A 14,347-nucleotide genomic window follows, 5' to 3' on the forward strand; every position below is an offset into this window, starting at 1 on the left:
GGGACCGCTTCCGGCACCGCCCCGCCCGGGTCGACGCATCCCCGGACGGGCTGCCCCCGCCGCTGCCGTTCCAACCGCGCAGGTGGCCGCGGCGGACCGGCGCGGTCAGGGCCGGCCGGCCGCTTCGAGGAGGCGGGGCGGGAGGTAGGGCGAGCGGACGCGGGTGACCCAGCCGCGGGTACGGCGGGCGTGGCAGGCGAGGGCGAGGACGTCGAGGCTGAGCGGTGCGCCCGGTTCGGTGCCGCGGTCGGCGACGCTGTGGTGGTCGCGGTGGGCTTCCAGGGCGTCGAGGAGGGCGAGGTCGAAGCCGGTCGCGTCGCCCCCGATCAGCTGCGAGAGGAGGACGGCCGGGGCCGGGAGCCAGCCCTCCCGGACGCGCTCCGCCTCCTTCAGGGCCCGCTCGGCGGCCGGGAGCGGGTCGGCGCCGCGGAGGTGGTCGTGCAGGGCGGTGCGGTAGGAGGCGGACGGGGAGCGGTCCTCGGCGGCGATCGTGGGGCCGGCCAGGACCAGCGGTTCGAGGTCCTCGGGGGAGCCGGTGATCAGGGCGTAGGAGAGGGCGGTCTGCCAGAAGGCCGGGCCGAAGTCCCGGTGCCGGCGGGCTGGGAAGCGCAGGGCGCGGCCGTCGATCGTCGCCTCGGCCTCGGTGCCCGGCTCGGCGAGGGCGGCCCGGAACACGGCGGCCCCCAGCTGGGATCCGCGCCGCAGGGTGGCGATCACGGCGTCGGTGGCGTCGTCGCACGTCGAGGCGCGCGCCGCGAGGAGGTAGGTCTGGTAGCGCAGGGCGCCGGTGAGCTCCCACGCGTCCAGCGGCTCGCCCTCCTCGGCCGTGACGGCCTCCAGGGTGCGCCGCTCGAACCGGGCCTCGCCCTCCGGGCTGTACGGGAGGGCCGGACCGGGCCGCTCGACGTGGACGGGTCCGGCGGCGAGCACGGCCACGGCGTCGGGGCGCGGGTCGCGGCCGAAGGCGTGGACGCGCGGCCCGGCGGTCTCGAAACCGGTGACCAGGGCGTGCGGTAGGTAGTCGGTGTCGACCGCCGGAACCCAGCCGTGGGTGCGGTACGCGAGCGCGGCGAGGGCTATCGGGAGCAGCGGCAGGAGGCTCGCCGGGCCGGTACCGTGCGGCCCGTCCTGGAGCAGGGCGAGCAGGGCGGCGTCGAAGACCTCGCGGTCCCCCGCGCCGAGGGCGCGCAGGGCGCGCAGGCCGGGCTGCGGTTCGGCGGCGGGGGCGGCGCCGTCGGCCGGGACGCTGTCGGTCGGGACGTCGTCGGCCTCGGCCTCGAAGAAGTGGGCCAGGAGGCCGTCGACGAGTTCGAGGGCCGGCGTGGCCGGCCCGTCGGGCATCAGCTGCCGCGCCCAGCCGAAGGCCTCGCCGTGGACGGAGACCTGGTCGGCGACGACGGCGAGGCAGAAGGCGTCGAGCCACTCCCGGGCCGTGACCCGGTGCCGGGGGTCGCGCCCCTGCCCGTGCTCGCGGTCGTAGCTCATCCCGAAGTTCGGGTAGTCGAGGAAGACGTGGAAGCTGTCGACCGGGTAGTAGGCGGCGAAGGAAACGGCGCCGGCGGCGGCCGCGGCGGCGTCCTTGAGGACCGCCCTGGCCTCGGCGGAGTGCAGGTCGGGCCGGGTGGTGGAGAGGGCGCCGAGGTAGTCGAGGAAGGAGTCGCAGATCAGCTGCCACTCGGTGGTGGTCATCAGTCCGGCACGGGAGTAGGAGTGGACCTGCCTCCCGATCCGGTTCACGAAGTCCTCGCCGGCTTTCGCCACCCGCGCCCCGTCCACCTGGTGACGTTCGATCCGCACAGTCCTGCTCCCTTGATCATCGGCTGCCCCCAGCCTAGGCAGCGGGTCCGACACCAGGGCCCGCGGGGCGGCGGGAGGGCGTCGGGGTGTCGGGGCGTCGGCGGGGTGATGCCGCATCGGTGGATGCGGCCGGGAGCGGGCAGCGGATCAGGTCGCGGGGCTGCCCGGCGCCGCCGGTGGCGGCGCCGGGCCCGTCCTCAGGCCATCACCGGGGCCCGCTCTAGCCGTTGAGGATCGTCACGCTGTACACGGTGACCGAGGTGCTGAAGCCGACCGCGTTGGACCGGGTACCGGTCGGCCCGATGTCGAGGTTGCCGACGCTGGTGTCGAAGGCCCCGTGGTTCCAGTCGGCCGTGATCCGGTAGACCCCGCTCTGGTTGACGCTCCACGTGCCGGGGGTGCCCGCGTAGCAGTAGTTGCCGTGCGAGGTCCAGACTTCCAGGCCGTGGCTCATGGGGTAGCTGCTGTTCTGGGTGGGGCACGCGGTGGGGCCGATGGCGCTGGCCGGCGTGGCGATCGCCACGCCGTACCAGGATGCCACCGGTGAGGGCTACGGCCGAGAGTTTCCTGCGAACGATCAAGGTCATCTCCTGTGCCTTGCGGTGGCCCCGATCCCGTGTCGGTGATCGCGGTGGTCCGAGTCGTGCCGTCCTGTTCCGGTTCGCCCGTCGGCCCCGGTTCCCGGGCGGGTCCGGGGCCGGTTCGAGATGTTCTCCGGTGCTGAGCATGTCAAGATTAGCCATCGGCCCCGGGCCTCGCCGGGCTTCTCCCTCCGCAACTGCGCTTCCCCGGACGGCACCCGGGCCGCCCGCGCGGTCAGGGCAGCAGCGCGGCCGCCGCCCCCAGCAGGTCCCGGTTGTGGCCCAGGACGTCGCGCCTGGTCAGCCGGTGCAGCGGGTCCGCCGCCACGCCGAAGTCCTCCAGCGGGACGCCGGTGCGCGCCCCGGCCCGGGTCGCGCGGCGCAGGGCGACGCGGAACCCGGCCCCGCGCGGCAGCTCGTCCAGCAGTTCGGGCAGCCACACCCTCAGCAGCTCGTACGTCCACACGTTGGCGCCCCCGGCGCCGGTGGTCGCGGCGGTCCCGAGCACCGGGCCGAGCCCGCCGCCCGGCCCGTCGCCCGTGGGCCCGCCCGCCACCGGCCCGTCGCCCGCGGGCCCGTTGTCCGCGAAGCCGGCCGCGAAGATGTCGGCGGCCGAATAGGTCAGGGCGTCGACGATCAGCACCTTCGGCCCCGCGTAGCGAGGCAGCCCCTCGGCGACCGCGTCCGGGTCGGAGAGCGGGAAGGCCTGCGAGTACTGCTCGCCGCTCTCCACGGCGTCGCGGATCGACCCCGTCCACCGGCGGAGGGCCGGATCGGCGCGGACAAGGGCGAGCGCCGCCCGGGTCGTCGGCAGCGAGAACCGGACCGGCTCCACGGGGTCCCTGCTCAGCACCCGCAGCGCGGCCTCGGCGGCCAGGATGTTGCCGCCCGGGTTGCCGCGGACGTCCACGATCAGCCCGGCCGCCGGCGCCCGGGCCGCGATCGCCGCCACCTGCTCGGCGAACCGCCGCGCGCTCGCGACGTTGAAGGAGTAGATCCGCAGGTACCCGTACGGCCGCGCCCTGGCCGCCGAGTACGCGAGCACGTCGCGCGGGGCCCGCGCCACCGAGGTCCGGGCCGGCCCCGGCGCGAACAGCGCGCGCTTGGCCTGGCGGGTGGCCTCGTTGCCGGCGTCGATGCCGAGACGGGTCCCGAGCGTGGGCACCGGATCCTGGTCCCGGCCCCGGTACCGCTCGGCGGCCCGCACCCGCCACGGGATGCGGGTCTCACGGAGCCGGCCGTCGGGCGTGCGGTACGTCAGCAGGACCCAGCGTTCGTCGGGCGGCGGCGCGGTCCGCAGCGGGCGCAGCGTCAGCGACTCCAGCCCGCGCGCCAGCCGCGCGTCGGGGCTGCTGCCCGCCTGCGCGGCCGTGCCGCGTTCGACGGCGCGCTCCACCGGGACCCCGTTCCACAGCTCCAGCTCCACACCGGCGTCGAAGTCCCCGTGCCGCAGCGTGTCGTCGATCCGGGAGACGAGGTGGTGCGGCGTCCCGTCCTCGTCCTGGTAGCGCTCGACCAGGAAGCCGAGCACGGCCACCTGCCCCCGGTACGGGGCGGGCAGTTGGTAGACGGTGTGCAGATCGCGCAGGTCCCGGAAGACGGCGGCGAGCTCGGCGTGGAACTGCAGCTCGCTGAGCGCGGGCACCCGCCGCTCCAGCAGGCGCAGCCGCTGGACCGGGTCGGTGGCGTACCGCGCGCGCTTGAGCGGCAGGTGGACGTACAGCTCCTCGACGAGGACGCGGGCGGCGGTCACCAGCCGGTGGCGGTCGGCGAGCGGCAGCGGGTCGGCCCCGACCCGGGCCATGAACGCGTCGAGCCCGACGGTGTCCGGCAGCGTCCGGGCCGGCCTGGTCGGACGCGGGCTCACGGCGGGCCCGGCCGGTAGTACTCCGCCAGCCTGGTCAGCGCGGGGATCCCGCTGCGTTCCACGGCGGCGAAGAAGGCGTCGTCGTGGGTCAGCGCGTCCGTCCCGGGAACGACCAGCCCGGCCGGGACGTCGTCGGTGCCGGCGACGGACCCGGCCTCGCCCTCGGGCATGTCGCCGAACAGGACGAGCGGTGCGTCGGGATCGTCGAGCGGGCCGCCCCAGGCGGCGAGCGCGTCCTGGGCGTCGCGCCAGGCGGCCCGCGGGTCCTGGCGGACCTTCTCCAGCGCCCGCTCGGCGGCGGGCCAGTCCAGGACGGTGTCCGGCGCGTCCGGGGCCCGCACCGCGACCCTGCGCCGGATGCCCTCCGCCGGTTCGATCGCGTTGGTGCCCCGGGCCCCGGCGGCCGTCATCAGGGCCGCGGTCCCGTAGCGCGGCACGCCCCGGGAGACGACCAGGAGCACCCGGCGCTCGGTCGCGTCGATCAGGTTGCGGTACTCGTCCTGCGCGGGTTCGTGGCGTTCGAGCACCAGCAGGTCGGCGGCGCTGCCCGCCGCCAGGCGCCCCACCTGCGGACCCCAGGCGGTCGCCAGCGCGTCGCCGGGGTTCGCGGTGACCATGTCGCACAGGGCCCGGTCGTCGAAGTGGCCGCCGAGTTCGTGCCGGTTGATGCCGTCGGCCACCTTGAGCTCGCCGAGCACGTGTTTGGTCCCCGACGGCGACCAGTCGGAGCCGAGCGCGATCCGCAAGCCCTGCTCCGCCGCCGCGACCACGTCCGTCGTTTCGTGGTAGAGCCAGTGGTTGGAGAACGGCGACCACACCACGGTGCCGCGCTCGGCGGCGTCGACGCCCGCCACGGCCTGCTGCCAGGCCGCGAACTCGGCGGAGGTGAGCGCGGTGCCGTGCACGCAGATCAGCCCCGGCCTGAAGCAGGGCGCGAGGTCGGCGAACTCGCGGTGGACCAGCGGCGCAGGCTTCGGCGGGGGCGGCACCGCGGCGCGCCGCCCCTCCGCGACGTGGTAGATCAGCACCCGGCTGCCGTCGAGCCGGGCCGCCGTCTCGTCGCGCAGCACCTCGGCGTCCTGCTGGAGCGCGGCGGTCAGCACCACGTCGCGGCCCGCCGGCAGCTTCTCGACGTCGACGATCCGCACCGGCCCGCCGTCGATCGCGCGGGTGGAGCGCGGCGCGCCCTGGATGGAGGTGGAACCGCCGACCAGCGCCTTGACGCCGATGTAGGTGAGCAGCGCCTGCGGGGCGGCGGTGCCGAGCACCTTGGCGGGCCAGGTCACCGTCGTCGCGTAGTCCGGCGGGTGCTTCTCGTCCACCCAGCGGTCGTGGTGCAGGTACGGGACGCCGACCGCCTCCCACAACGGGAGGGAGTTGTACTGGAGGTGGCCGTGCAGGTCGACCAGGCCGGGCAGGATCAGCGCGCCGGCGGCGGTGAGGTCGATCACCGGGGCGTCGGCGAACCCGGCGGGCGGCGCCTGGCCGGCCGGCTGCACCGCTGCGATGCGGCCGTCGTCACCGGCGTACACCGCGCCGGGGTCCAGGATCCGGTGCTCGGCGTCGAAGGTGACGACGGTGCCGCGCAGGACGAGCGCCATCAGGACGGGGCCTTCGTCATCGGTCCGGCGCCTTCCAGATCAGGGTGTGCAGGTCGTCCGGGACCGGACGGCGGACGGAGTTCTGCTCCGCGCCCCCGAGGGCCCGCACCCAGGCATCGTCCCCCAGGAACGCCGGGACGCCGAACGGCAGGTCGCGGGCCGGCACCGGCCGGTAGTCGCCCGCCTCGAACACGGTCCCGTAGTTGGGTCCGGTGTTGTCCCCGTCCTCGTCCGGCGTGACGATCGGGCGCAGCGTGTCGATCGCCGCCCGCCACCCGTCCAGCAGCGTCGACTCGGTGTGGCTCGACGGGTGCGGGACCTGCACGAGCACGGACCCGGCGGGTCTGCCGGTCCACAGCCGCACCGCCTCCTGGGCCACGCCCCCCATCGCGACGACGGCCTCCAGCGCGGGACCGGCCACCGCGCCGTAGAGCTCGTTGCGCCACTGCGCCTGCGCGGGGTCGGCGAGCCGCGGCTTCATCTCCCCGGCGAACGACGGGCGGACGGCGTACGCCCACGCGTTGAGGCAGACGTAGGACCGGGTCAGGCCCAGCCTCGCGAGGAACCCCTGCACTCGCTGCCCGGCGTTGCCGACCAGGGTCCGCCCGGCGATCCGCTCGGTCGGCCCGGGATCGGAGGCGACGACCAGCACCCGTGCCGACCCGTCCAGCCGCCCCCGGTAGAACACGGGCCCCCAGTCGGACCAGAACGCCTCTTCGCCGGGCGGATCGCCATCGGGCGGATCGGGTGGATCGGGCGGATCGGGCACCCGCGCGAACAGCTCCGCGAACGCGTCGGTCGGCCCCCGGTCGAACTCGGCCATCGGGTCACCACCTCACTCACCGGCGGACCTCACGGACCGTGCCCGCTCCTCGCCCCCACGCGGGGTACGGCCGTTTCGGTCCACCTCCCAATGCACCACACCGCCCCGCCCCCCGCAAACCGTCGCCGCCGCCGCACCGGGGCGCCGGGGCCGTGCGCTCAGGCCTTCGTCGGCTTGCGGGGCTCCCCGACGCCGGCCGGGTCCTGGGGTCTCCTGTGCGCTCCCACGGCGGCTCCTCCCGTGTGCGGACATCGCCGTCCGTCCTGGCCGTCCGGACCGGGGTGGCGGAAGCGGTGTGGGGCGGACCTCCCGTGCAGCTTCCACCCGAACGCTACCTCCGTACCGCCCCTCGTCTCTGTCCGACCCGTGCGTGCGTCGCGCCATGATCTCCCACCGGCGCGGGGGAGATCGGCCGGTGACGGCATGTCAGGCGTCCGGCGGCCGAAGTGCTTCGGTCACTGGGGTTCCGGATCGGACGCGTTGACGGCGAGCCATGAGTGGACGGCGGCGGCCTCGTCCTGCTTTCCCAGCGCCTGCAGGAGGTTCTCCTGCAGGCGCAGGATGTCGCAGAGCGGGGCGTGGAACCGTTCGGGGGCGGCTGCCGCGAGCCTGCGGTGGATCTCCAAGGCCTCCGTGGTTGCCCGTAGTGCCTCGGGCAGGTCGTCCCCCGTCAGCAGCCGGAGCAGTGCCGACGCGGTGAGCGCTTCGGAGAGGCCGGATTCGTAGGCGTCCGGGTTCTGGGCCGTCAGCCAGCGCCGGACCTTCACCAGTTCCCTGGTGACAGTGATGGCTTTCGCCCAGTGCCGCGTCAGGGTCAGCGCCCCCGCGAAATCCTTCAACGCCTGGGCGAGGTCGGGACCGTGGGCGTTCGGGTCGTCGGCTGCCAGCTGCTGTCGGATCCTCACCGCCTCCAGGGCGACGGGCAGGGCCTCCTGGTCCTGTCCCGCCTCCCGCAGGCCCGCGACGAGGTGGGACAGGGTTCGGGCGAGGGCCAGTGTGTGGGCGGCCGGTTCCTCCGCCGCCAACTGGCGGTAGAGCTCGACCGCCGCTCCGGTGGCGGCGAAGGACTCGGCCCGGCGTCCCGTTCCTGCCAGCTGCTTCCCGAGGTCGGTCAGGGAACGGGCGAGGCGGGGACGGTGGGTGGCCGGGTTGTCCGCGGCCAAACGGCGGTAGGCCGTCACCGCCTCCTCGGTGGCGGTGACGGCCTCCTCCCAGCGTTCCGTGTCCGCCAGCAGGGAGCCGAGGTCGGACAGTGACTTCGCGAGATCGGGCAGGTGGGCCGAAGGGTTGTCCTCGGTCAGTTGTCGCCGGATGCCCACCGCTTCCAGGGAGGCGGCGACGGCGTCGTCCGGTCGGCGCAGGAACGGCAGCAGGGTGCCGAGGTTGGCCAGGGAACTGGCGAGGTCCGGTGCGTGGGCGGCCGGGTTGCCGGCCGCCAGTCGGCGCCGGATCTCCAGGGCTTCCTCGACGACGGGCAGTGCCTCGTCCCACTGCCAGGTCGCGAACAGGTCCGCTCCGCGGTTGGACAGGGAGTGGGCCAGGTCGGCTTCGTGGGCCGCCGGGTCGTGGGCCGTCAGCCGCCGCCGGATCTCCAGCGCTTCCAGGGTCGGAGCGAGCGATTGCTGCCGCTGTCCGGTGTCCGACAACAGGCCTCCGAGGTTGGACAACGCGTGGGCGAGGTCGGCTTCGTGGGCGGCCCGGTTGCCTTCGGCCAACCGCCGGCGGATCTCCACTGCCTCCCGGGCGACGGGGACGGCCTCCGGGCCACGTCCCGCTTCCGACAGCCAGGCGCCGAGGTTGGCCAGGGAGCTGGAAAGGTCGGCTTCGTGGGCGAGGGCGTTGTCGGCCGCCAACCGGCGTCGGATCTCCACCGCCTCCGTGGTGAGGGCTACAGCTTCCTCGTGCTGTCCCGCGCGGGAGAGGTTGACGCCGAGGGTATTCAGCGCAGCAGCCAACTCCGGTTCGTAGACGGCGGGATGAGCCGTTGTCAGCTGGCGGTAGAGGTCGACCGCCTCCCGGGCCGGAACGAGGGCCTCCTCGGTTCGCCCCATCACCGACAGCCGGGCCCCGAAGTTGGAGAGTGCGCGGGCGAGGTTCGGTTCGTGGGCGGCCGGGCTGTCCTCGGCCAGTCGGCGGTAGAGGTCGACGGCCTCTCCGGCGGGAACCGGGGCGTCCTCCAACCGGCCCGCCGTCGCCAGCAGCACACAGACGTTCGACAACGTGCGGGCGAGGTCCGGTTCGTGGGCAGCGGGGTTGCTCTCCGCCAGTCGGCGGTAGATGCCGACCGCCTCCTCGGTGACGCCCAGTGCCTCCTTCCGCCGTCCCAGCTTCGACAGATCGGCACCGAGGCCGGTCAGGACGAGGGCGAGCTCCGGCTCGTGGGCGGCCGGGTTGGTGGTCACCAGCCGACGGTGGACCGCCAGGGTCCTTTCCCGCGCGGCCAGGGCGTCGTCCAAGCGCCCCGCCGTCACCAGCCGGTTGGCGAGATTGTGCAGCGAGTCCGCGAGGCCGGAATCGTGGGTCTCCGGGTCGTCGGCCGCGAGTTGCTGCTGGATGGTCACGCCCTCCTCGGCGACGGCCAGGGCTTCTTCCCAGTGCCCCACCGCCTGCAGTCGGCTACCGAGCGCGGACAGCGCCCAGGCGAGTTTCGTCGCGTGGGTGTCCGGGGCGTCGGCCGCGAGCCGCCGCCAGATGGCCGTGCCCTCCTCGGCGGCGGCCAGGGCCTCGTCCCGATGTCCCACCGCCTGCAGTCGGCTACCGAGGTTGGTCAGGGCCAGGGCCAGGTCGGAGTCGTGCTCCGGACGCGTCGGGGTGAGCTCTCGCCAGATCCGCACTGCCTCCCGGCCGCTGGCAAGGGCGTCGTCGTACAGGCCGGCCTGGCTCTGGCGGACCGCGAGTCCGTTGTGGATGCGGGCCCGCGCAGCCGGGGAGCGGGTGGTGGCGAGGCGGTGGTGCGCCAGGCGGGTGGCGACGGCGGCGATGCCGACGTCGAGGTCGGTGTGGCGACCCTCGGGGAACTCGTACTCGAGGGCTTCCAGGACGTCGAGGTCGAGGTTCTCCAGGGCGGCCAGGCGGGTCAGGGCGGCGCTGCCCGCGGCCAGGGCGAGGTGGGGTTGGCTGCTCAGGATCGGGTCGAGGTGACGGTAGGTCAGGTGGGGCCAGCGGTGGGCCGCTTCGATCAGGACCGTCAGCGCCTGGCGGGTGTAGCCCGCGGGTTCGCCTCCCCAGCGGTCGGGTACCAGCAGCGCGGCGGGCGCGGTGCCGGACCAGGGGTCGGTGGCGTGGTAGCCGAACTCCTCCTCGTGGCCGGGCAGGGTGAGCGCCAGATAGTCCTCCCCGAGGCGGTCGGGCGCGAGTGGGTCCAGCAGCAGGGCCTGATCGGCAGGCGGGTAGCACCGGGAGTGGTCCTCGGCGAGCTCCGCGCCGACAGCCGTACTGTCGGCGGCCCCCGCTCGTACCAGGGCGGCCGCGGCGGCGGCGGGGGGCAGCGAGCCCGCGAGGGTGGCCACGTACACCGCCCGACCCATGGCGTGCGGGTTGCTGCGCAGGGGGCCGTGGCCCTCGTCGTGGAAGGAACGCCAGTGGTCCTGCTCGCGGTCCAGCAGGTAGGAGGAGAGGCTCGCCTGCCCGCTCCCCGTGGGGGGCGTACAACCGCGGCTCGCGGCGTCCACGTCGACCAGAGCCCGCATGTGGACGGTGAGGGGCAGGGCGAACGCCGAGTCACCCAGGTCGCCGGGCACGCCCAGCCCGGCGGGGTCGGGGTGGGCGAAGACCTCGGCGAACCGGTCGCGGGCCGCGGTGTACATGGCGCTACGGGCGCCGGGGGCGTCGGGAAGCCCTTCGAGCCGCAGCATCCCGGTGTCGAGGACGTCGAGCTTGGCGAGCTGGTGGGCCAGGCCCTGCCACCAGCTGCCGGCCTGGCGGGCCAGCAGCAGGATGCGCAGCCGGTCACGGGCCGCGTCCCGGTGCTGTCGCAGCAGGGTGATCAGGTCCTCCAGCGGCCAGCGCTCGGCGTAGTCCACCACCATGACCAGCCCTGGGGTGTGCACCGCCAGGGACTGGTCCCCGCCCCCGGCCGAGGCGACCTCGCTGCGGTGCCGGGCCAGCGCGACCGCCCAACCCGCCCCGGCCGAGCGGACGGCGAACTCGGCGGCCAGCCGCGTCTTGCCGGACCCGCCCTCGGCGTGCAGCAGCCGCACCGACAGCCCCGGTACTGCCTCGTCCCGCCAGGACTCCAGCAGCGCCGACTCCGGTCGGGGCAGGAAGGGCACCACCTGGTGACGGGCCGTCAGCAGTCGGCTGGGCACACGTGCCAGCCCGGGTGGCAGGGCGGCTGGCGCGTCGAGCGGGAAGGGCTCCACCCGGTACGGCGGGGTGCCGCGGTAGATGTAGTTGTACTGGTCCCCGTTCTGCACGGCGTACACCCGGCCGCTGCCGGTGGCCGTGATGTTCTGCGTGTGCACCGCACCCTCGCCGGGGCCCGCAGGCGTGCTCACGGTCAGCCCGTCCTCTCCTCACGGCCCGTGCCGGTATGGATCCTGGGGGCGGAGGAGTCCATGTAGTGGTTGTGCTGGGTGCTGTTCTGCAACACGTGGACGGTGGCGTGGTCGTTGGCGGTGACGTTCTGCACCCACTGCTGCTGGGCCATCGGCAACGCCGCCCGCATCGTGTCCAGCTGCGCCCGCAGTTCCTCGACCGCCTCGGGATGCGCGCTCAGGAAGTTCTCCAGCTCCAACTGCCACTGCCCGCGCACCATTTCGCGGGCCCGGTCGGCGTCCTGGCCTCGGGCGACCTGCATCGCGCTGCTCTCCAGGCGTGCCACGATGGCGGCGCGCGGCTCGGGGCCGCGACGGTGGAGGAACGCCGACACGTGGTCGCGCACGGTCTCCCAGGCGTCCGTGGCCATCGCCGCCACGATCGTCGTCGCACCTGACATCGCCAGGGTCAAGATCTCTTGCTGTGTCACGAAGATCCTCTCGAACGTTCGAAATGCCGGGCCCGGCGGTCGGCGGAGGGCGGTGGCGAAGCCGGTCGCCCCTCCAGCGGCCGCCCCCGTGCGGCGCAGCCTGTGAATCGGAGCCAGATCAGGATTGCCGAACCGGGAGACTGGACTCGTCCGGTCGGAGCGCTTGTGACACGTTCGTTGCAGTGCCTCACCTGTCCCGGTCGAGTCGCCCCAACATTCGTGGAGCCTCCGATCGTGTGATCGAGTCGCCTGCGGGTGTTGCTCCAATCCCGTCCGGTACGCCTGTTCGTACTGGTCGGGCGGCATGTGGTCGAGGGCGAAGTGGAGCCGCTCGCTGTTGTACTGCGCGACCCACTGGAGCACGGCTCGCTCGACCTGGTCGAAGTCCCGTCGAGGTCCTGATGCCGGATCAGTCTCCCGACGGTCGATGGGTGAGTTGCCGGGTGGTCCGGCCAGGCTGCGCTTCACCTGCACGCACGGCCACCCCGTCCGGTCCTGGGAGGACGGGGACACCCTGGAGTGCTGGCACGTCCAGATCTCCTACGGCCTCGACGGCGACGAGGAGCAGGACCAAGGCCCCGAGAGAGCGGTACCGGCCGGTGATGGGCCAGCGGCTCCAGCGCCCGGGTCACCGGTCGGTCGTGTGAGCCTCTATCGGCTGAGGGCGGACACCGGGCACAACTGGTGGTACGGAGTCGACGCCCACCCCGGCGATCTCGAGGTCATCGCCAGTGCCGCCCTCACCAGGAACGGCCGCAGCTTTGCCACGGCCTTCGAGAAGGCCGTCACCATGCCGGCCGGTGACCTGCTCGTCCTCGACCCTGTCCACCTCGCCAAGGCGTGCTGGTGCTCGGCGGCACCGGCGTCCGGGTGATGCTGCGTTATCCCGGTGGCTGGCGGTACGCCTTCAGCCCTGACTGCACCGAGTAGCGGCAGGACCTGGACGCCGCCCGCGGAAGGCTCCGTGGCCTGGAGCGCGCGGCGGGCCGCGAACGCGATGCCGCCCGGGCCGAGGTCGAGGCCGCGAAGCGGGTCCATCAGGACCGGGTCGGCCGGGCCCGGACACATCTGGCCCGGCCGGGGCGTGTCGAAGTCCTCGCTCGGGGACAGCCTGCGGCTGTACGAAAACGCACTGGGCGTGACGGTGGACGGCCGCACCGTCGAGCACCCGCTGTCCGAGGTCTCGATCCTCGACGACCACTCGGGCCAGGACTGCCACATCTATGTGGCTCTCCCGAACGGCCGCCGGCAGATGGTGACCGTCTCCCTGGAGGAACGCCCGAGTCCGAGGTCCGGAAGTTCGTGATCGAGGTGATCAACGCCGTCGCTGATGGTGTCCGAGGGCGCCGGCCGGGCGACCGTCCACGAAGGTGTACGGCCGGGTACGTGGTACGGGTACGATGTGCGGCCCGGTGGCCGATCACGTCGTGCTCCCGCCGCCCGGCGGGCCGGGCGCCCCGGTGACGCGCGACGGTGCGGGCATGCGCAGGTAGAGGTTGGTAAGCACCTTGCCGGCTCTGAGCCAGTCCAGTTCCTGCGCCTCCAGGGCGGCGATCGCCGCCGCCTCGTCGGCGAACTCGCGCTCGGGGCGGGCGCCCTGGATCCCCGTTGCCCAGTGGCGGCCCCAGACCCCGAGCGCGGGCTCACCGCTGTACCTGCGCATGAGGGAACCGCGCTTCGCGTCCGACCAGGCCGGGACACGACGGTAGGAGCGTGGCAGCGAAGCGGTGAAGTCCTCGACCAGCCCGGCGGCGGCCTCGGCCGTCCCCGGTGAGAGCCAGAGCGAGTAGTCCATCTCCGCCCCGCCCCGGGACGCGTGGTGAGTACCCGCCACCAGCAGTACCTGGCGTCCGTACCGCAGCGCCGCCCGGTAGCTGTGCTTCCCGGAGAAGGCCACCGCCCGCTGCTCGCAGCGGGTCGCACCGGAGACGAACGCGCGGTCGTCGGCGGGTTCGAGAGTGAAGGGCATCGGCGCGGGGCTGACGGACCGGCCGTCGAAGACCAGCACGCCGGTGCCGAACAGGTCGAGGTACCAGACGTGGCCGGTGTCGCGCCCGGTGAACAACCGGAAGTGCGGGTGGCGTTGCGCGGTGACCCAGGCGACCAGGCGAACCGCCTGCTCCGTCCACTCGGCGGCCGGACGGCCCGCGGCGACCGCCTCGGCGGCCTCCCGCTCGAAACCGCCGTCGGCGAGCCGATCCATGGCGCGGACGCAGTCCGGGCAGTCGTCCACGCCACCCTCCATGAAGGTGTGGAACCCGCGGTGCCGGCGGAGCGGCCGCCCCCGGCGGTGGCCGCGCCACAGGGCGTACCAGGTGCTCGCCCGTTCCCGCTCGTAGCGGCGTACGGCGGAGGCGATCCCGTGTTCGAGGATGCTCGCGGCCTGCTCCGCGTCCACGCCGTCCGGACCGCGCAGGACCCAGTGGTCGACGGCCTCCAGGACCGCGCGGTCGTTGCGCAGTTCCCGCCGACGCCCGGACCGGTACGTCCCGGGTGTCCGGTGGACGGCGGAGACGTACTCGTGCACAACGCGGGTGCCGGGCTCCGGAGCGGCTCGCAGCCGCTCCATCACCGAGCGGTGCAGCGCGGGCGTCCACAGCCGGGCGATGTCGGCCGGGGTCTCGGCCTCCGGGTCGAACAACGCCTCGACGCAGCGCTCCGGATCGTCCATCGGCCCCTCCCGGCACGGCATCCGCACCGGTGGCCCGGCGC

Annotated in this window: 11 protein-coding genes; 3 read left to right on the forward strand and 8 right to left on the reverse strand. The window is 74.2% G+C overall.

What is annotated here, in order from left to right; genetic code table 11:
• Positions 1–105 precede the first annotated feature (105 nt).
• The 7 genes from ACW14Y_RS40420 to ACW14Y_RS40450 all read right to left on the reverse strand — a co-directional run bounded on the left by ACW14Y_RS40420 (position 106) and on the right by ACW14Y_RS40450 (position 11,635).
• On the reverse strand, positions 106–1,797 hold the full coding sequence (locus ACW14Y_RS40420) for an Imm49 family immunity protein (protein WP_456985349.1): 1,692 nt from the start codon (positions 1,795–1,797) through the stop codon (positions 106–108).
• Between the two features lie 220 nt (positions 1,798–2,017).
• A complete protein-coding gene (locus ACW14Y_RS40425; RefSeq protein WP_456985350.1) occupies positions 2,018–2,320 on the reverse strand; it encodes a hypothetical protein in 303 nt (100 codons plus the stop codon).
• A 293-nt stretch (positions 2,321–2,613) separates the two neighbouring features.
• Entirely contained in the window at positions 2,614–4,245 is a 1,632-nt protein-coding gene (locus ACW14Y_RS40430; RefSeq protein ID WP_456985351.1) for a S41 family peptidase, read from the reverse strand.
• Positions 4,242–5,846: an amidohydrolase family protein gene (locus ACW14Y_RS40435; RefSeq protein ID WP_456985352.1), complete on the reverse strand. Its 1,605-nt coding sequence runs from the start codon at positions 5,844–5,846 to the stop codon at positions 4,242–4,244. Before ACW14Y_RS40435 ends, ACW14Y_RS40430 begins: the two co-directional genes overlap by 4 nt.
• Before the next feature lie 16 nt (positions 5,847–5,862).
• On the reverse strand, positions 5,863–6,669 hold the full coding sequence (locus ACW14Y_RS40440; RefSeq protein WP_456985353.1) for a uracil-DNA glycosylase family protein: 807 nt from the start codon (positions 6,667–6,669) through the stop codon (positions 5,863–5,865).
• Positions 6,670–7,124: 455 nt separating this feature from the next.
• Positions 7,125–11,165, reverse strand: coding sequence for a tetratricopeptide repeat protein (locus tag ACW14Y_RS40445; RefSeq protein WP_456985354.1), 4,041 nt, complete (start codon positions 11,163–11,165; stop codon positions 7,125–7,127).
• A gap of 2 nt (positions 11,166–11,167) precedes the next feature.
• Complete coding sequence (locus ACW14Y_RS40450; RefSeq protein ID WP_380300177.1) at positions 11,168–11,635, reverse strand: hypothetical protein; 468 nt, start codon at positions 11,633–11,635, stop codon at positions 11,168–11,170.
• A gap of 258 nt (positions 11,636–11,893) precedes the next feature.
• Between ACW14Y_RS40450 and ACW14Y_RS40455 the strand changes: the two genes are divergently transcribed.
• The 3 genes from ACW14Y_RS40455 to ACW14Y_RS40465 all read left to right on the forward strand — a co-directional run bounded on the left by ACW14Y_RS40455 (position 11,894) and on the right by ACW14Y_RS40465 (position 12,941).
• Positions 11,894–12,037, forward strand: a complete 144-nt coding sequence (locus tag ACW14Y_RS40455) for a hypothetical protein (protein ID WP_456985355.1) — start codon at positions 11,894–11,896, stop codon at positions 12,035–12,037.
• Between the two features lie 241 nt (positions 12,038–12,278).
• Positions 12,279–12,509: a hypothetical protein gene (locus ACW14Y_RS40460; RefSeq protein ID WP_456985356.1), complete on the forward strand. Its 231-nt coding sequence runs from the start codon at positions 12,279–12,281 to the stop codon at positions 12,507–12,509.
• 210 nt (positions 12,510–12,719) lie between these two features.
• Positions 12,720–12,941: a hypothetical protein gene (locus tag ACW14Y_RS40465; RefSeq protein ID WP_380300134.1), complete on the forward strand. Its 222-nt coding sequence runs from the start codon at positions 12,720–12,722 to the stop codon at positions 12,939–12,941.
• A gap of 114 nt (positions 12,942–13,055) precedes the next feature.
• Here ACW14Y_RS40465 and ACW14Y_RS40470 read toward each other — a convergent pair whose 3' ends face one another.
• Positions 13,056–14,306, reverse strand: a complete 1,251-nt coding sequence (locus ACW14Y_RS40470; RefSeq protein WP_456985357.1) for a hypothetical protein — start codon at positions 14,304–14,306, stop codon at positions 13,056–13,058.
• Between the last annotated feature and the right edge of the window lie 41 nt (positions 14,307–14,347).

This window comes from Kitasatospora sp. cg17-2, from assembly GCF_054031055.1.